Origin of the sequence: Mycoplasma todarodis, from assembly GCF_004335995.1 — a bacterium.
In the GTDB taxonomy this organism is placed as follows: domain Bacteria; phylum Bacillota_I; class Bacilli_A; order Mycoplasmatales; family Metamycoplasmataceae; genus Mycoplasma_K; species Mycoplasma_K todarodis.
On the sequence record NZ_PSZP01000001.1, the window covers coordinates 19,140 to 38,930 of the forward strand.

A 19,791-nucleotide genomic window follows, 5' to 3' on the forward strand; every position below is an offset into this window, starting at 1 on the left:
TTTTCTTCTATTTTTTCCTCTTGTTGTTAATAAATGCAGTTAATCTAATTAAGAATAGGATTACGAATATAGACCCTATTAATGAAATTGGATAAATCAATATTTTAAATTGTTCTTTTTTAGATTTAATTGTTAATTCTTTAAGAACGTTTAAGTTTGTTGCTTGTACATTTACTCTTGTTAATTTATTAAAGTTTTTTGAATATTTAAATGCAGTTTCCATATCAGTAAAGTATCTTTCACCGTCAAAGTACTTAATTGCTTTCACTGCATTGTAATCAGATCAAACTCAAGTTTTCTTTTTAGTTACTGGATCAATGTAATTAACGGCTAGTACATTAACATCTGTAATAACGCCATCAACTTTCTTTCTTATTATGACCATGTCTTTACTATTAGTTGGACTCTTAAGTTCATTTCAATGATCTTTTGGAGTCATTTTATAAAACTTAGAGGTATCCATATCAACTGAATATATAGAATCATTCTCATTTGCAAGATTGATTTCTTTATATTTCTGTGGGATTAATGCGTAATTTGTATAGTAATGGAATTCTTTTGTTTTCGAATCACGAACAACATATTGAATGTTTTCTAATTCTTTGAATAATACAACTTTTCCATCGTAGATGTTAAATGAATGTCTAACACCATCTATAACGATTCCTTTTTTAATTAAATCTACATTTTGTTTAAGAACATCATTATCTAAAAGATCTTTTTCAAATACTTTCTCACCAATGAATGGAGCGTTAGGTAGCTCTGGTTTATCATAAGAAGCCATACTTAATTGTTCAATATCAATTGTTGAACCAACAAGTTGGAATAGTCTTTCGATTGAAGAGTAGTACTTACCTTTGTATTTGTATTTAATTGGATGGTTTTTATCGATGTCGTAATACATCATTCCACCATGAATTCTTACTGGGTATTTCTTATCATCTAAAATTATTTCTTGGTATGCATTTGATGGTTCAATTTGCATATCCTCAGCAAATCTTTTTACTTCATGTTCATTATTTGCTTTAAGTGAAACACTCTTAATTGTGAATGTTGTATTTCTACCTTTAGTTGTTCTAACGAATTCATTTAATTTTCTAGGATCTGTAAAGAATACTGTGTGATACTTATTATCTTTTGTATCTCAATACTCAACAGCGTATTTTATAGTTTTGTATTCTTTAAACATGAATACACCATTTTTAACTAATCATTCTGTTTTCTTACCATCAATAAAGTTTTCTTGTTTAAGTGCAGCTTCAACTTGTTTTTGTGTCATCTTACCTTTTTGTTTAATTCAAGGGTTATATTTAATTGGAGCTTCTCTATCTAAAACAATAATGTCTTTATAGAACGTATTAACTTTACCCCTTATTTTTCCTGAGTCATCTTTATAACTTGTGAATAAGTGAGGGATTATTTTGTTCTTACCAACTTTTTCTTCTCAAACTCATTTGATTTTTGAAATATCTACCTTTGATTCGATTGATTTTCAATCTCAAACTTCTCTACCGTCATGGAAGAATTTTCCATCTAGGATTTTTCCATCAACTGTTACATAAGGAATTTCCACACCATCATAAGAAGGGCTTGGAACACTATAGTTAACAAAGTGTTTCTTTCATTCTTGTCATTCTTTTCTGTATTGTTGATTTGTTGTATTTGTTTTAATAACTTTTATTTCAGTTGAAATAGCAGTACGAAGTATTTCAGGACCTACTTTACCAATAAGTTTGTTAATTGAAGTGAAGTACTCGATTGTACCTTTGTTATTTGTGTAGTATTTGATTTTTGTTAAATCGTAATTTCAAACGGCATGACCATTAGCAATAACTGAACCGTATTTATGACCATCTATTTTAATTTGTTCATTTGAAGGGATTACAGCATAGTCAATTGGATCATTGATGTTTGTTATGTTAAAACTCTTTTGAGCTTCTGTTTTAATACCTTGAACTCTTATAAGCCCTCTATCATCTACTTCTTTTTGTTTGAAGTGAGTTGTAAAGAATTCTGTCATTTCTTTATTTGCATAATAGATATTTTTTGAATCTACATTTTGTGAAATAAAGTCATATCTTAATACACCATTAATAACGTTAGCTTCAATAACTACGCCATCTACTTTTATAGTTGAGATGTCGTATTGCTTTGTTTTCTTATTGAATTTAAGTTCAGGTATTGTCGGAACTGTAGCGTAAACACTTTTTACGAATGATAATAATTGATTGTGTGAATTTTTAATACTTAAATCTTCTTTGAATTTAAAGTCTTTAATGATTGAACTGTTTTGTCCGATGAATTTTGGAACAATAACTACAAAGTCTTTTCTAGCACTATTCATTCAAGTTGGGTTGCCTGTTGTGAATACTTGTGCTCACTGTTGTTTAGTTTGAAGTTCATCAAATGTAGAGATGTCAAGCGTTTTAAGTTCATGTGTTTTAATTGTTGCATCTTTTACTTTACCGAATACTTTAAGTGGTAAGTAATCTGAAGATTTATTGAATTCAAAGAATATGTGTTGTACACCATTAATTTTATTGAATGCATGTAGGTCTTTTGTATGGAAGTGGTGTGCATTTAATGTTTTAAGGTTTTCAGGTGTTATTTCACCACTTTCAAAATTATTCTTAATGTATAAATTGATTTGATCTAAGTTAATCCCATCTCTTCAACTTACAAATTTTAAGAATCCTAATGATGCGAAACTAACTGCTGATGTATCTTTCGTCTTTTTAACAAAACCAACTGAAAGTTTTCTTTGATTATGAACAATGTTATTGAAGAATTCTTCTTTGTTGAATGTGTTTATAAAATCTATTAAATCAAGATTTTTTGTTTTAGGTCTATTTGAATCAGAAATTTGAGTTATAACTTTCATTAATTCTGAATCTCTTGCAACTAATGCAAAGTCAAGATAGTTATATGATTGAACGTTTTCTGGTTCAATTATTAAGTTTTCTCATTTTGGTGCATCGTATATATTATCTTTTTCCACTTCTTTGTACTTCATAACGTAATTCATTAGAGGTGTTGGAACTGAATAAGCTTTTTCTGGTTGTGCTTGTGTAGTATATACAAAGTTAGTTAATTTAGTTGGTGCCTTAGGTATTGTTATAAAGGCATTCTTATCATCACCATAAATACTGTAGATACTTCATTTAATTGGAGCTTTATCTAGGTTTATAGTATTTGTTTTAGGATCTAAGAATTTCTTGATGTCAAGATTACTCTGACTTCTGTAAATTGTTTCTCCACTTTGGATATAGATTGAACCGATTGAAGATGTGAAGTTATTTCATCCAGCATCTTTATTATTTAGTGTAGCAAGTGATTTGCTATAGCTTGCAGGTAACTTAAGAGAAATACTCTCAATTGGTGCACGCATACTATTTTTTAATCCTAGAGATACATTTGCATAATCCTTTACATTTTTAGAAGTAATTGTTGTTTTATTAAAACTATCATGTGCAAATTTGTTTTCGTTATACTCAGCCGTAAATGAATTGTTTCTGATGTTTTTATCACCATTTGCATAAATTGTTTCTAGTGATAGTGTGTTAGTCTTTTCAACATCATTTGTATCTGTTATAGATATTTTTTCAATACCGAATGATTGAATCTTTTTATTTGAAGCATCTACTTCTTCATATGTTGGTAATCCAAAGAATTGGATTTTATCAACATTACCCAATGCTTTCATACCCTTGCTATTCTTAGTACCAGTTGTAATGATTTTATTATTTCTGTAAATTCTTTTAGTTGATATACCTTCTGCTTCATAACCATTTGCAGAAAGATTCAAGTTCATTGAATTTTGTCCAAGGTACTTATCAGCACCCCTTCTAAGAGGCTTTAAGTTTGAATTGAACATTAATAATATCGATGTTACAAACATTGCTACAAAAATTCATATTATTGCTATTTTTTGCTTTTTCATTTACCGCCTCTTTTCTTTGTTTAAATTATTTCTTTCTTTTTGATGTTAATCATCTTCATGCAAGTACTGCAATTGCAATTAAAGCAATACCTGTACCTGTAACGATAATCGCTATCTTTGTATTTCTTTTTTCATTAATTTTATTTTTAGATAAAACAACTCTTGATAAATCAGGATTTGATATCTTCTTGTGGTTATTATTTATCGAATGAAGTTTTCCTTGCTTAATTTTTTCTAATGGAGGTAATTGTGTAAAGTATTCAATTTCACCATTCTTGTTTTGGAATACATATTTGATTTTTTCAACTTTAAAGAAGTTTTCTCAATAATATTTACCAAAGACATTAATAGACTTAATCTCTTTACCATCTACCTTAATCATTTGTCCTAATTTTGTTGGGTCAACAACATCATATTTTTTATCTAGTTCGAAATTAGATAGTTTTGTTTTGTTTATAAATTTCTCAATGTTTGAGACTTTAGTATTTAGAAGAGTTCTTCACATTTGGTTTACATAATCATCCGTAAATAGATTTATAGATGATCCACCTTCAAAAATACTCTTAGTGTTGAATGAGTTGTTTTCAATATATCTTATTTCATCACCTAAAGTTTCTTTCTTATCGTTAACAAGAACAATTTTGTTATTAGAAATTTCAAAATGGAATTCTTCTTTGATAACGTTGTTTTGTTCATCTAGTTTGTTTACGATTACTTTTTTGTCCAGTATGCTTTGAGCTAATTTGTAGTTATCGATAATTGATACACCATGATGCTCAACGATTGATTTCATTAATTCGAAATCCTTCGGTTCTAATTCTTTAACTTTTTCAGTTTTATAGAAGTTCTCAACTGAGTAAACGTGATTACCAGGTTTATTGATAAGTTCTTTCCTATGTTTCTTAAAGTATTCTTCAGTAACATAGAATGGTTCCCCACTTAAACTTTCAACTATATAACCAATCTTAGATAAGTCTTCTCCATTGTTGTTTAGTCATTTAACTTGACCATCAACAAAGATTGATTTGAAGTGTTTTATCCCACCATCAGTTTTTAATGCGAAATGATCTTCTATAGTTGAAGGTTTTGAGAATTTTCTTCTGTCAAGAATAGCTTTTGTTAATGAGTTCTTAACACTTGAAAGACTATCTTTGAAATAACGATATCCATTTTCATCAATGAAATCATCATTACCCATAAGTAATTTAGTTAATGTTGAATTAAGAACTGTAAAGTATACTAATTCCTTCTTAGTTGGATCATTTAGTGAACTTCTTTCAACTTGGAAATGTATTTTAGACATTATTGTTGAAGAGAAGAAACTCTTATTATCAAACACCATTGATTTATATCTCTTGTCATCAATTACAACGTTTTGATCGAATTTATCATTCAGTATTGTATTGAATTCAGGAAGCTTAGGTAAGTCATAGTGTGTTTGTGAAATGATTTCAGTTATCTTAATACCTTTATCGAATGCTCTCTTCTTAGTTATTTCATGGAAGATGTCACCTTTGGTATCTTGGAATCTCATTTTTGAAAGATCTATTTTTGCTTTAGGAACATCTCAAATTAATTTACCTTTATAAATTCTTGTATAGTATCTTTCACCTGATAGAACTAGTTCACCATTTATAGCTGTTGGTTTTTGGAATATACTCTTTAAAGCTTTTTCCCTTTTTGTTTCTAAATCTTTGTTGTAATCAATACCTTCAGAGTTTGTTGAGTCGATATATTTGAAATATCTAAAATCATTCTTAGCTTCTTGTATTGAAGTAAAGAATATATTTTTACCTTTTACTTTGAATTTAAGTTTTGTCAAGTCATAGTTCGGAACAATTTTTGAAGCAATTAGAATTGGGTCGTATTGTTTACCGTCAATTATGAACTTTTCTTTATCAAAGTAAGTCTTATAGTTATTCTCATCAAGTTCTTTAAACTTAATATTATTTTTTGAAATAAGTTTTTGAATACTATTTTCATCGTGTAAAAATGGTTTTCCATCATTTAAAATTTTGTGTCTTAAGTTTTGAGGAGCTAGAGTAGCGCCTTTGTAGTCATTTGTGTAATAAGCATTATCTCCAACTCTATATGCCAGTTTCGCTCTGATGTTTTTATCATTTTTGAAATATAGATGTGCTTTCTCATCAATGATTTTAAAATCAACCCTTTGATCATTTATGGTGATTTTTTCAAAAGTAGACCTTAAGTTTAAGTCTGCTGTTAAAGGAATGTTCTTAGCTATATTCTTTTTGATTGTTATTAATGGAGCAAGTGAGTTATCTTCAATTAGATATTTAGAACGTGAAATAATATCTGCTTGTTTTTGGTTTTGCATGATAATTTTCAGTCCGAAAGGTATCTCTTTAAAGAAGTCATCTGTTGCTTGTACAAACTGTAAAAGGTTTGTTTTGTGAGCATCATTAATAATAAAGTGTGAAATGTCAACAGTTCTAATGTTTGAATCATTTAAGAATTTCAATTCACTAAAGTCTACATTGCTTAAACGACTTGTTATGTGGTTAGGTAATCCTGAATTAGTATTATCCACATAATTTAAAGTAAGTTTATTCAAAAAGGCTAATTGAGAGAATCAATTAATTTTCCCTAATGTTTCGGGTTGGAATGTCGATGATGTGTGACTGTTATATACCGTAGTAATTTCTAAAGAGTTTAAGTTCTTGAAGTTTCTCAAGAATCTTAGGTCTTTATCTAAGTCAGCATTGCTTCACTCATCAGTCTTTAATTTCAAGTTGATACTTTTTGAGTTTAGGTTGTACGTGTCGACAATTAATTTAAACGCTTCGATAATAAGAGCATTATCAAAAATGGTTTTACCACTACTTTGCGTTCTAAATCCATGGAATTTTTTAACAAACTTTGCTTTATCTGTTACACCAATTTGTGTAAGCACTTGGTTAACAACATTCTTAGAATCAGATTCTACAGAAAGATCATTAACTCAAAATTTGTCCAAGAAGAATTTCATATCATCAATTTCTTTTTCTCTCGAATTTTGTTTGATGGTGTATGCACTTATCCTTTTGTTGGCATATGCATTCATTTCATTGTTGGCTATTTGATGAAATCTGCTTGTTTCATGTTTTGGGGTCTGACGAACAACTGCTGACATTACTGGCATAGAGATAGCAAAAACTACTCCCACACTAATTAATGTTTTTTTCATAATAAAAATTATATCATTTTTTAGTTTTTTTGAGGTTAAATTTGCATCATTGTCAACAGTTAGTTTTTTTTCATAAATAACCTTATTTTTTTAATGCTACTGCTGTGTTTTTTTTATTTAAAACAGCGAATTTTGTTCTACATATAAATATTCGGTTATATTTTCTTTTTTATGAATTTCCCAAAATTAAACATTGTGTTATTATTGTTTTACCTATATACTAAAACATTCACTAAATACCCAATAAAGTCTTGCTCTGATTAAATGAAAAAATGTGTCTTATATCAGCATTTTTTAAATTGTCTGACTTTCTGGCTGGATATTTAGGGAAAAGAAAGAGAGAGAAAATGAAAACAAAAAATAAAAAAATAGTTAAATTTGCAGCCCTTTCTACTTTACCTTTAGCAGTAACCATTGGCGGAACTATTGCTATCGGTCAAACAACAGAGGAAAAAACCATCAATTTGCCCGAATTAGATTTACAAAGTAACTCATTGCATACTTATTCAGCACCAGCAGCAACAGCAACCCAAAAATATTATGTAGGAATTAAAGATGAAAAAACTTTAACAACTCCGGATGATCCAAATGCTAAAGATGTGAATCCCACTCCTACAAAAGAATACTCAAACGTTTATAAATGAAATGTTGATCAAGGCGCACACTTTAGTGAAACTTTTACAGGTGAGGAATGATTAGCACTTGGTCTTAATGGTATCCATGTTAAATGAAAAGGATTGCACTACGATGACTCCAACGGAAACGTGTTAACTTCTGATCTTAAATTTGTTAGACATAATACTAAAGAAGAGTTTAAATTAACGGGTGATAAAAAAAGCTTCCCAAGACAAGGTGGGGGAGATTGAATCGCTCGTTTTAAAGATGATGAATTCCTAAAAGTAAGTAGGCAATTTGCCTTACATCCAAAAGAAAAATTCACACTTAATGGCTACTATAAAGTTGACATCAATGATCAAAGACAATCAAACTCTTGAGTTGAGCTTTCAGTTAAATCAAGATACTCTTTAAACTTTTATGCGCCTAAGGCCGTTCAAAATGATAAATTCTTTGATGTAAATAGTCTAATTAGATTACCTTATAGAGAAACTGTTATTGTTCACAAAAGAGATACAAAAGCAACTGAAACTTTAAAATATGATAAAGATGGTTTTTATAAACCTTTAGATATAAGTAATGTTGCAAGTGTTGAAGTTTTTTATGAAAAAATAACAGGGAAAGACGGTAAGGGTAAAGTCATAACAGCAAAAGAATATTATGATCCTGCTTTCGCTGGTGTTGCAACCAAAAGAGAGAAAGTTACTTACAACTTTTATCGTGGTGTAACAAATGCAACTTTCGCATCAACTATCAAAAACCCAACAACAACTACATCAAAAGATGGACAAGTTACATTTGATGTTTCTAACTATGATCCACTTAAAATGAAAATAGAGTTAGCACCCGGTTCAAAAGGGACTCTTAAAATGGTTAACGATAAAGCTGTTGTTAGTGGATTAGCCAGTGGTGAATCTGCTCAAATTCAAGCAGTTTTAAAAACAGATCCTTATGATAATAGAATGAATACTTGAACTCCAGCTAAGAGTTGATCATCAAATGCATTGAAACCCCTTATCTCTAAAGCTGTTTCAGTATCACAAAAATCTATTGTAGGTTTAACAAAACCAACTATTAGTGGTTCAACTGAAAAGAAACCAACAAATAAAACTACAAAGGACGGAACAAGAACATTTAAGATAGCTGGTTTCGATCCTAAAAAGATGACAATTGCTCTTGCGAAGGGTTCTAAGGGAACACTTACAATAGATAAGAATGGTAATGCCGTTGTTACTGGATTAGCTAATGGAGATGAAGTTCAGATTGAAATCGAACCTAGAACAGGTGAAGTATGAGTTGATGGTACTACAACACCAATCAAGTCCAAAAAAGAAAAAACAATCCAAACTTTCTCGGGTCTAACTAAACCAACTTTCAAAGCTACCGTTAAACAACCAACTCTTGATACAACAAAAGATGGAGAAGTAACTTTTGATGTTTCTAACTATGATCCTAAAAAGATGAAAATCCAACTTACAAAAGGTTCTAACGGAACTCTAAAAGTAGTTAACGGGAAAGTTGTTGTTAGTGGATTAAAAAATGGAGATAAAGCACAAATTGAAGTTGTTCTTAATCCAGGTGAAAAATGAGATGATAAATCTACAACTCCTATTCAATCAACAGTTAAAGATATTGTACAAACTTACAAAGGATTAACTAAACCTACAATTAAAGCAACAATCAAGAAACCATCAACTAGTTCAACTAAAGATGGTGAAGCAACATTTGACATCACTAACTATGATCCTAAAAAGATGAAAATCAAACTTGCTAAAGGTTCACATGGAACTCTTAAAGTAGTTAATGGTAAAGCTATTGTTAGTGGATTAAAAAATGGTGAAACTGCTCAAATCGAAGTAGTTGCAAATAAAGGTTCAATTTTCTCTGATGGTTCAAAAACTGTTACTTCTAATAAAGAAGACATCAAACAAACCCATGTGGGACTTGATAAACCTTCTATTACACAAAAGATTAAGAAACCTTCTTCGAAGGATACCAAAGATGGTGAAGTAGAATTCGTCGTTAAAAACTTTGACCCTAAGAAGATGCATGTAAAACTTGCTAAGGGCGCAAAAGGTAAACTTAAAATTGTTGGTAATAAAATATTTGTTACTGGTTTAGGTGATGGAGATGAAACACAAATCGAAGTTATTCCAAACGACCATAAAGTATTAAAAGATGGAAGTCTTCACCCTATCAAATCACAAAAAGTTAATACAAAAGCAGATTCAAAAACTAATTGATGACTTACTCTTCTTTCTGGACTAGCTGGTATGAGTGTTATTGCTCTTATTATCACAGTAATCCGTAAGAGTAAAGATGACGAAGAAGATAATAAAAACAACGCATAATAATGCGTGTTTTTTTATTTCTGTTTTCTATTTTTTCTTTTAAATATGAAGATTATTCCACCTAACAATATAAGCCCTCCAAGAACTGAAGAAACTCCAATGATTATTCATTTTGTTTTATGTCCTTTTTTATGATTTTCTAAATCAGCAGTATGTCTAAGGTTACCTAAATTAGTGATAGGTACTTTTTTAATAACTGGTTTCTTTGTAACAACATCCTTTGTTACAGGTTTCTTAACTACAGGTTTCGCAACACTCTTACCATTAGTGTGTTGATTTGTTGATTTGGGAGTTGTTTTCTTTGCTGTGGGTTTCTTAACTACAGGTTTCTTTTTAACAACGGGTTTTGGAGCAGGTTTACCCACTAATATTGCTTCAACCACAGTTGTTATTGTTGCAGTTTGCAATTCTATATGAAGTGTTATCTTACTTGTTTTTAAATCTCCAACAGCACTTATCTTTGTAACTTCTGAATAGTTTAATCCTGGTGCAATTACACCTGTATATTGTCTTAGAGATAATCTATCTTTTATTTCACTTGCAATATCCACAACTGATTTTGTACCTTGATTTTGAATTGGTAAATTATCAAAAGATTTTTCCATGAATTCTTTATTCTTTTTAATCACTTCTGAGAAATCCAATTTCTTAATAGGTTGATCAAATGCACCAACGTATATTTCGCCATTAGCTTGTGTAATGAATCCACCCGCAACTTTAGTTCCATCAATTGGCTTTAGACCATCGTAATCTAATCTCATTAATCCATGTTCGTATGTACCAACAAACGTTGTTCCACTAATAGTTTTCATAAAACCATCAGTAACATCTTCAATATCGAAAGTATTTAGATTTTCACCTTTAAGTTTCATCAATCCACTACCATTTGTTCCAACAAATATATCTCCATCAGACTTACCAATAAACCCTTTCGATAAATCAGTTCCATCAATCTTTTTCATTATGTTTGTTTTAGGATCTAAAATCATCAATCCCGATGCAGCTCCAATATAGATTTTTCCATCAATCTTTTTTATGAATCCATCAGCCATATTTATTTGTTTATTAAATCTTAATCTACCTACATCTATCGGGTTAAGTTGACCAGTTTTTTCATCTAAAATCATTAATCCTTTATTTGTTGTTCCTACATAAACAACACCATCAATTTCTTCAATAAACCCTTTTTCAACATCAATAACTTTTCCATTTTTATTTACTGGTCTTAATATGTTTTGTTTGTCTAAAATCATCAATCCTTTTGATTGAGTTCCAACATAAATTGTTCCATTAATTTCTTTCATGAAACCATCACGCATACTTGTGGTTTTATCAAGAGAACCATTCTCATCATGAGCAAAATATTCTAAAGTATTTCCTTTCAATACTTTAAGACCTTGCATAAAAGTTCCTACATAAGTCTTGTTGTTGATAGACTCCATAAATCCATGTAAACCAAGTGCTCCAAATTGTTTTCCTTTTGGTTTGATAAATGCATTTACCAATTTAGGGTTTTCTGTTGGTATTGAGTTTAAATAATATGCATTTTTAAGAGAGTTAGTTTGTTGACTCTCAAATATATTTAATTTTGACCTTGCTCCATTTGATTGAGCAGTTGTTGCGATCATCGTTGTTGGAATAACAACAGATGACACAACACCTATAGACATGGCGATTCTTTTGGCTTTTTTCATTTCTCTATTCTCCTTGTTCAATGATTTTCCTCAAACCCATTTTGTTTTTTTAAAAACATTTGGCGTAAATGTATTTTGAAGATTAATTTAGCATCTTTATTTATAAAATTAATTACATTAAGATACCTTAAATCAATATTAACATAAAGACTAATTTTATTAAAAACCTTGATTTTATGCACCTTTTAGAGAGTTTTGCTTAACCCATTAATTTATTTTTACTATATTGAAATGTGTTGTTTTTACAATTGTTAATATTGGTTGGTATCGGTAAGTATTTTCACTGTTTAATGCATTTCATAATGACTGATTTACCTCTTATTCATATACTTAAATAACGTTCTATATCAAAAGGTTATTTTTTTCTAAACATCACTTTTTTATCAAAATTAGGTAATAAAAAATACCCACATAATTGTTGGTATTTACCTATTATTTACTTATTTTTGATACTTGTTTTTCTGCTTCTTTGATATGTTTTTCATCTTGATAAATCAATACTTTTGAATTACTTTCAATTAATGCCTTTGCATTTCAAACGTCAGCAATTCTTGAATTTTCTTTTAAAACATCAAAGACAAATATATCTTCTTTACTGTAATAATTAGAAGCTTCGAAAAGTAAAAATAATCCTTTTTGATATTCTTCCTCTTCTTTGTTTGGAACTTCTTTTTCTTCAATATATTCTTTTTGTTTTTGTTTGATTAATTCAGCATTTTTATAAATAGTTTCATTCTTTATTTTAGTAATATCATTTTCAAAGAATATAGAGTTTTCTTCTTTGTTTTGTTCTCCTGAAGTTGTAGCGTCTACAAAGAATAGAATTCCGATATTTGAAGCAATTGGCATGAATGTATATTTAGTAGAACCATTTTGATTTTTCTCTTTAAAATTTATTGATTCTTGAAGTAATAATTTTGGTTCATCAAATTTAAATATCAACATTCTCGTTTGGATAGTTTCTCAGACCTTCATAAGAGCTTGAGTTTTATCGGTAACATTTCTTTTTGTTCATTCATCTCATTCAGCATCATTCCCAGAAAGATCTTCAACCTTCATTTCAAAAGGATTGGGTTCCATTGAACCATAATAGTCTTTTTGGACGCTAATTGAGCCCGTTTTAGTAAATTGCTTGAAGTATTTCAATATAGATGTTAATTGAGCTTCTTGTGAGTCCTTTTTATCACTTGATTCAACTCCTAAAAGTAATGAGAAGAATTTTAACGTAACTGCTTCTTGTCTTGTTAGTTTAATCTTTTCATTCTCATTAGTTTCTTGAACTATTTTATTCACGACTTGAAGACCTTGTTGTTCTAGTGTAATTATGTCTTTTTTCACTTCTTGATTGTAAGCATCTAATCTACTTTCATCATTAATATCATTGATATCAAAAGTTCCACCTTCATTGGCTTGATATCTCTCTCATTTTATTGTGTTATTGATTGCAAAATTCTTAATGAATGAATTCTGTAATAAGTTATTATTTTTGTTATTTTTCATACATCAATTATATTGATTAATAGTTCGTATAAACTTTATTATTATCTAACATTGATATTTAAGTAAATAAAAAAACACCAATCAAAGAGGTGTTTTGTATAAGTATTATTTTTGTTCTTCAGAATTTTCATCTTGAGTGTTATTTTTGATTTGTTCTGCTAACTTTTCGTTTCGTTTTATTAGTCTCATTATTTTTGTTAGTGAAATTGCGTAGAATGCAATTACACCAGAGATAATAAGAGAGACCATAACTCATGCTGTAACTTTAGTTCTAGTAGAATGTATTGCCGCTTTTGCAATATCGCCACTATTTGTTTCACTAGCTACTCTTATTAATCCAAGAAGGAAGAATAAGGCGATAGCTCCAATGAAAATGGAAACAAAGATACATTGAATTTTTAAACCGTATCCCGGACTTAATTTATTTATAGAAACACATTCTACAATTATTAAGATAAGAAGAACTACTGAGGATGCATAGATTGCAAATATAAATAATCCAAGAACCATTCTTACATCTTCGTTTATTGGTGATCATATTGTTATTGTATTAATTACAAAGTAACTAGAAGCAATAACTAGCAATGCAATAAAGAAAGATTTTAACTTTGACAACTTTCTATTCATAAAATTAATTTGAAACATTTTTCTACCTCCAAGTGAATTATATTAACATTATATTCTTTTAATTGTGTTTGCCAAGTAAATGTCTTCACTCTTGTTCTTGTAAATTTTATTGTTCACATTAATCCAAACATACATTAAGGTGCTATAACTCTTCATTTTCTTCTTCAAGGATTTTTTCTATAAACTCAAAATATTTATTAGAAGCTTGTTTAAAAGTTTCTTTTTTAATCCCTAGTGGTTTAAGTTCCTCATAGAATTCTTCGAAAACTTCATGATTCTCCATTATCATTTGCGCTTCATAAAGGACGGCTTCATCTTGTAATTCTGAAACGGCATTTATAACAAAATCTGAAATAGTATTAATGTGATTATGCTCAATTGAATCTCAATGTTCAATAAACATATCCATTGAATTCAATCTCATTATTGAAGGAGGGATAAATTGAACATTCTTAGTTCAATACCTTTGCCCTTCCCCAATTAAAGTAAGTCCAGGAATTGTTTTCCTCACCCTTCATTCACTTGCTTGTTCAAAATCACCATTGTAGGTTATGGATGGACCATTATATTTAGTTTTAAAACTAATGGGCAATAGTGCCAATGTTCCCCTTTTCTTTTCTAATAAAAGATAAGTTCTCATTTTATGTTTTTTAGATAATTTTATTGTTCGCTTTATCATGAATGGCAATCCATTCATGAATGCTCAAAAACCGCTTTTATTTAAAAGTTCAACTCATTCATCAGTTTCAGTATTGTGTCCATATACAATTGCCCTCATATGAGACATTATACACTTTATAAAGAAGCTGAAATCAGCAATATACCAAAGTAAATAACGCTATTAATAAACGTTATATATCAACACTAAAGGTATCCTCTTCATTCGACTATCCTATGTTGATTTTTATTTTTAAAATTAAGAAAATAATAAAATGATAATCAGCAACACATTGGTAGTTGCACCAATTTCCCTTGTAATATCATGTAGTTCAACCAAAACAAAAATACTTAGATAAGAAAAGGGTATTGAACCTTCATAAAAAGAAATCAAAAAATAAGGTGAAAAACTTAACTCCAATTAACTTTGAAGATTATTTTATAGTTTTAAATACTCAATAAAAAAATACATTATTGGGTAAATGTGTGTGTTATTGCAAATTTCATTAATTGCCTCTTCTTATGCTTTGGAAGTGTTTTACTATAATTTGCCCCAATTGCAGGACTAAATACCAATGTAATCATTTCTATTATAGGAGTTAGTGCAGGGTTGATTCCATAGACAAGCTCATTATCATAAATATCGCTTCAACATTTTGAGGTTTTTCTTTTTTTATTGGAAAGGGTGTTACAAAATACTTTCATATCGAAAGTGGTTTTGGGCGATTACCTTATTGCCTTTAATTGGTCGCATGTGTGTATAATACATTAATTAAAAGGAGAGTAATTAGAATGAAATCAAAAATAAATTTTAAAGAATGAAAAGAGAAAAGGAAAAACTCTAAAAAAAATAAAAAAATAAAAAAGAGGGTTACTTTAAATTATGAATACCAAAATAATTTTTTAACCGAAAATAAACTATCGGAAAATATTGAAGGCGCTAAAGAAGAAATAACACAAAGAAAATTGGATGAAACAAAACTAAAAAATGTTGAAGATATTATAAAAGCGTTGAATAATAAAAAAAATATATTCATCATAGGTGAAAATGGAGTCGGAAAAAGCACGGTTGCCAAAATGGGAATCTCATGATCTGAAAGTTTTAGGAATTTTTCCACTAATTTTTTTCTATTATTACTGTTTCCAGCATATTACATTACACACTTCTTTTCAAGAAAAAATAGTGCAAAAATAAAAAATGCAATTTTATCCAGGAGACAAAAAACTATTAGACTAAATTTTTGAAATTTATTCTCTTTGAAAAATCTAGATGATTATCCATCAAATGAAAAAAATATTTTTACGGTGGGAATTGATGAGGATAAAAAAAGAAAAAAATACAGATCTTATGACAGCGAAGGTCAAATAACTCATTTGTATATCAAAAAAATGATTTGAGGCACCATTATCAATGCCTTAAAACCAAAAAGAAAACAAATTGATTTAGAAAGAATTCTAAGAGAAGAAAATTTCGAAGAAGGTTGCAAAACCTCTCACATGCTATCCAAAACAATTGGTTTTATATTGTTCGCCTCTTCTTTACTTTTAGCTATACCAGTCATCCTTTTTTATGCACTTAATGGATTTGATATGGATACAATTCAAGCAAGTAGTGATAAATCTAATTGAGTTAAAGCATTAATTTCAGGTGCAATAGATATACCCTTAACTATATTGATGTATTATTTCAAAAAGTGACTGGATGGCTCTAAAACTAAAAATATAAATGATTTTTTAGTTGACCAAAGTAATAATATTTTCATTGCCCATTCTTTGGAAAAGAAAAGTCGTTTTAAAGTGATAACTATACACTTAGAGGATTTAGATAGATTGAATGAGTGACTGAATAGTGATGGAGTTAAAAGAACAAATGTTATATTCTCAATTCTTGAAAATATCAACCTTCTTTACAACGCAAATAACGTAAGATTTGTAATAGAAATAGACCTTTTAATTTGAGGAATTCTAAATCAAGAATTGAAGAATAAAGACGGTGAATTAAAAGACAGAAATTCTTCTAAAGATTTCGGGACTAAATTAATACCAAATTCAACATTTATAAATAATGTAAATGCTAATTCTTTGCAAAACGCAATAAAACCTGGTTTGCGAGATAAAATAAAAACATACTGACCAGATGATTCAGAAAAGTTTTTTAGTGATGCAAACTTAAATTTTATCTTAAAAAATATTTCGGAAAAAACAATAAAAGAAGTTCACAACGATAGAGATTTAATAAAGGGTTGAAGACAGGTGAATAAAACCATCCCTGGCATCAAAGATTTTATTTGTGATTTCTTACCATTCTTAGTCAAAAATAACTTATCGACAATAAGTAATAATCAAGAAATAATAAGATATTATAGTTTTAAAAATAATGCAAGAGAATTTGAAGTGAAAAATCTACTAAGAAATAAAGTGGTAAGCTCTACCCCTCTTATATTAGAAGAATTAAAAATTCTAGTTTTAAATAATAAGTCTTCTCTAAGAGAGGTTGGTGATGATTTCACTAATTCAAGAACAGAAATAGAAACATTAACAATTAGGATGTTAGAAGATATTAGGCAAAATTTCCTTTCTTCATTTGAATTAACAAAATATATAATTATTTTAAAAATGTCAATTATATCAATATATAATAATTTTCTCTTCTTTTCAAAAAACAAACCATTTGTTAAATTGGAAACGAATGATAATAAAGATGTGTTACAAGAAGAACCTAAATTTCAAATTGAAGATGACAACACCTTCAACAATTCATTAGACACTTTCACCGAAACTATAAACGCCTCTATAGAATCCCTTGAAAAAGAGTCATCAAAAAATAAAGAACTTGATTCATACCAAAATAGAAATTTATCGCGAAAACTTAAACTATTAAAGGAATGAGAAGAAGCTTTGGACAAAATTAAAAAAGAACTAAATATTGTAACCTTCTTTAAAAGTGATAAAGATGGACTACGCGAACCCAAAATACAAGAAATACTTCTAATTAATAATGAAACTTTCATGGAAACTTCTTTCATCTCTAACATGCTCTTCTTTATTATTAACGACGCATCGGCCTTTAATGATTTATCCAACAATCCAATTACTAACTTTGTGAATGAAGTTAAAAAAATAAGTTCAAAATACCCATTAGAAATCGGCCCTTATAGAACAACTGCTTCAAACACTCATTACACAAAACTCCTTAGAAGTATTTATCATTCGTTAATTTGAAGTAACGACAGGGAAATAAGACGACAAGAAATTAAAGTGGAAAAACTGAATGAATGAATCAGTTTAAAACAAAATATTTTAGATCATGAAATTTCTGAAATTTATGAATTCATTAATTCAAATAATTGAGGCAATAGCATTGAACTTAAAAAGAATATTAAAAAGCAAAAAGATTTAATGAATGAATTTTTAGATAGTAAATCAGCATCAAATTTAAACACTATAGATCAAACTATTTTTAACCAAGGGAAAAAAGCGATTATTGAACATGCACTAATATTTTATTCTTTTGAATTCCCTACAATTGATTGATTAAAGTTGTACCACAAGGAAGCAAAAGAAGTGTTTAAAAATATCTTATTCCAAAGTGAGGAAATAAGGTACCGTTTAAAAAGAGATTTAGAAGAAAGTGGTTATGATTATGAAAAATCAAATAGTTTAGTTCGTTTATTTATGGATGATTTCAATGAAGGTTCAAAAAATTAAAGTTGCAATTACAAGTAATTTTAATTAGTTCTTACTAAATACATCATTCGAAAATCCATTCAAAATATATGTGCAAGGGCACTTATAAACATTGAAACATCGCCCCTCTTTATATAATTTATCAATGTTTGCAGTCATCAAGCAATAAGGTTACTAGCATTTCCCATTTTGACTTATACCTTCAAAAGTTTTATAATTTATATATGAGTGAACAAATAACAAAATTTAGAAAACTAACAAAAATCTTCCTTGGAGTTGAGATATTCTTATTAGTTCTTTTTCAGGTAATGATGATTGTTTTCATAGCTAAGGTTTTCCCAGGGATTAAGTTATGAATCGGGATCGCCATCGGAGTTACAGGTGTATATGTATTTGGATGAGGAATCTTCACATGTACTATGTTATTAAGAAAGGTCAAGGATGAAAACTTTGATCGTAAAATAATTAAACAGGTCAACATAATTGTTTGAATATCACTAAATAGATCAATGTGATATTTAGCACTTAAATTGAAGAAAATAAAACAAGGCTAGTTCCTTGTTTTATTTTCTTAGTTTCGCATATTATCTACGTGTTCTACTTCTTCATTCATCTCAAATTGTTGTATTGATTATTTTTCTAGCCTTATTAGCGTAAATCCCTATTTTCGCATCTATATCATCAACTTCCTCAAGTAATTTAGAATATGTGTCATTTCTAAGTTTTCAAAGTTCCAAGTTATCTCTTTTTAATTGTGCTTTTTTATATTTTTTTAAATATTTCTTATATTCTGAACTTTCCATTTTATCAATCAATGATAAACGAACATTTTTCAATTTGTCCAAAGTTTCACTCAATAAGGAACCATTACCTATTTCAAATTTGTATGATGAATTATTTGATCAATGGAAAGTTATACTTCTGATCCCAACTCTTTCATCCATCGCTTGTAAAAATGATTTTTCATATTCAGTGGCTCACTTAGTAATATCAAATTCAATTTTAATGTCCTGTGTTGTGCTTGCTATTTTAGCACTTTCAGTGTCTCTTAATCTTATAAATTCAACCAAACTAATGCTATGTTTGAACTTTCTTCTATCAAGTTCTGCCAGATTTCTTAGTGTACTATTGCTTCCACTTATTAAAATCGCTTGAACAACAGAACTTATATATTGCGAATCATTTCTTACTGTATCTGTTTCAAGATCTATATCTTTATCTCTTTTGACTTCCTTCACTTTTGTTTGAAGTTTGCTTATATCTCCACATGAAATAACTGTAGCAATTGGTAAAGCTACAATAGCAGCAGATGAAAGTGTTCCCAACGCTATCCTTTTTTTAGTTTTAGTTAACATCACATTATTCTCCTATGTCTTTATTTTTATTATGTCTATTAAAAAATGATACTAAATTGTTGTTGGAAAAATCAAAAAGTTTTTTTCAAATCTTTCTTCTTATGAATTGATGCGACAAAAACAAAATATGCCTTATTTACTTTTTATAGCACCCTTGATTTAAGGATAATAAAAAACA

At 28.8% G+C, this 19,791-nt stretch carries 10 protein-coding genes; 3 read left to right on the forward strand and 7 right to left on the reverse strand.

Translation table 4 applies throughout. The features are described from left to right. Nucleotides 1-7: 7 nt before the first annotated feature. Together C4B25_RS00050 and C4B25_RS00055 are read right to left on the reverse strand one after the other, a co-directional pair. Nucleotides 8-3,940: a hypothetical protein gene (locus tag C4B25_RS00050; protein WP_131613026.1), complete on the reverse strand. Its 3,933-nt coding sequence runs from the start codon at nucleotides 3,938-3,940 to the stop codon at nucleotides 8-10. Nucleotides 3,941-3,965: 25 nt separating this feature from the next. Next, a complete protein-coding gene (locus tag C4B25_RS00055) occupies nucleotides 3,966-7,127 on the reverse strand; it encodes a hypothetical protein (protein ID WP_131613027.1) in 3,162 nt (1,053 codons plus the stop codon). A gap of 347 nt (nucleotides 7,128-7,474) precedes the next feature. On the opposite strand from C4B25_RS00055, the gene C4B25_RS00060 reads away from it, so the two are divergent. Then, on the forward strand, nucleotides 7,475-10,093 hold the full coding sequence (locus C4B25_RS00060) for a hypothetical protein (RefSeq protein ID WP_131613028.1): 2,619 nt from the start codon (nucleotides 7,475-7,477) through the stop codon (nucleotides 10,091-10,093). A 14-nt stretch (nucleotides 10,094-10,107) separates the two neighbouring features. Here the strand turns inward: C4B25_RS00060 and C4B25_RS00065 are convergent, their stop codons facing one another. The 4 genes from C4B25_RS00065 to C4B25_RS00080 all read right to left on the reverse strand — a co-directional run bounded on the left by C4B25_RS00065 (nucleotide 10,108) and on the right by C4B25_RS00080 (nucleotide 14,692). Next, nucleotides 10,108-11,787: a ligand-binding sensor domain-containing protein gene (locus tag C4B25_RS00065; protein WP_131613029.1), complete on the reverse strand. Its 1,680-nt coding sequence runs from the start codon at nucleotides 11,785-11,787 to the stop codon at nucleotides 10,108-10,110. A 432-nt stretch (nucleotides 11,788-12,219) separates the two neighbouring features. Beyond that, a complete protein-coding gene (locus C4B25_RS00070) occupies nucleotides 12,220-13,287 on the reverse strand; it encodes a hypothetical protein (RefSeq protein WP_131613030.1) in 1,068 nt (355 codons plus the stop codon). 105 nt (nucleotides 13,288-13,392) lie between these two features. Beyond that, nucleotides 13,393-13,932 (reverse strand): hypothetical protein, encoded by a 540-nt coding sequence (locus tag C4B25_RS00075; RefSeq protein ID WP_131613031.1) that lies wholly within the window; start codon nucleotides 13,930-13,932, stop codon nucleotides 13,393-13,395. Between the two features lie 124 nt (nucleotides 13,933-14,056). Continuing rightward, a complete protein-coding gene (locus tag C4B25_RS00080) occupies nucleotides 14,057-14,692 on the reverse strand; it encodes a hypothetical protein (protein WP_131613032.1) in 636 nt (211 codons plus the stop codon). Between the two features lie 671 nt (nucleotides 14,693-15,363). On the opposite strand from C4B25_RS00080, the gene C4B25_RS00085 reads away from it, so the two are divergent. Together C4B25_RS00085 and C4B25_RS00090 are read left to right on the forward strand one after the other, a co-directional pair. Beyond that, nucleotides 15,364-18,279: a hypothetical protein gene (locus tag C4B25_RS00085; RefSeq protein WP_131613033.1), complete on the forward strand. Its 2,916-nt coding sequence runs from the start codon at nucleotides 15,364-15,366 to the stop codon at nucleotides 18,277-18,279. Between the two features lie 203 nt (nucleotides 18,280-18,482). Then, nucleotides 18,483-18,812: a hypothetical protein gene (locus tag C4B25_RS00090; protein WP_131613034.1), complete on the forward strand. Its 330-nt coding sequence runs from the start codon at nucleotides 18,483-18,485 to the stop codon at nucleotides 18,810-18,812. A gap of 30 nt (nucleotides 18,813-18,842) precedes the next feature. Here C4B25_RS00090 and C4B25_RS00095 read toward each other — a convergent pair whose 3' ends face one another. Then, on the reverse strand, nucleotides 18,843-19,616 hold the full coding sequence (locus C4B25_RS00095; RefSeq protein WP_131613035.1) for a hypothetical protein: 774 nt from the start codon (nucleotides 19,614-19,616) through the stop codon (nucleotides 18,843-18,845). Nucleotides 19,617-19,791 lie beyond the last annotated feature (175 nt).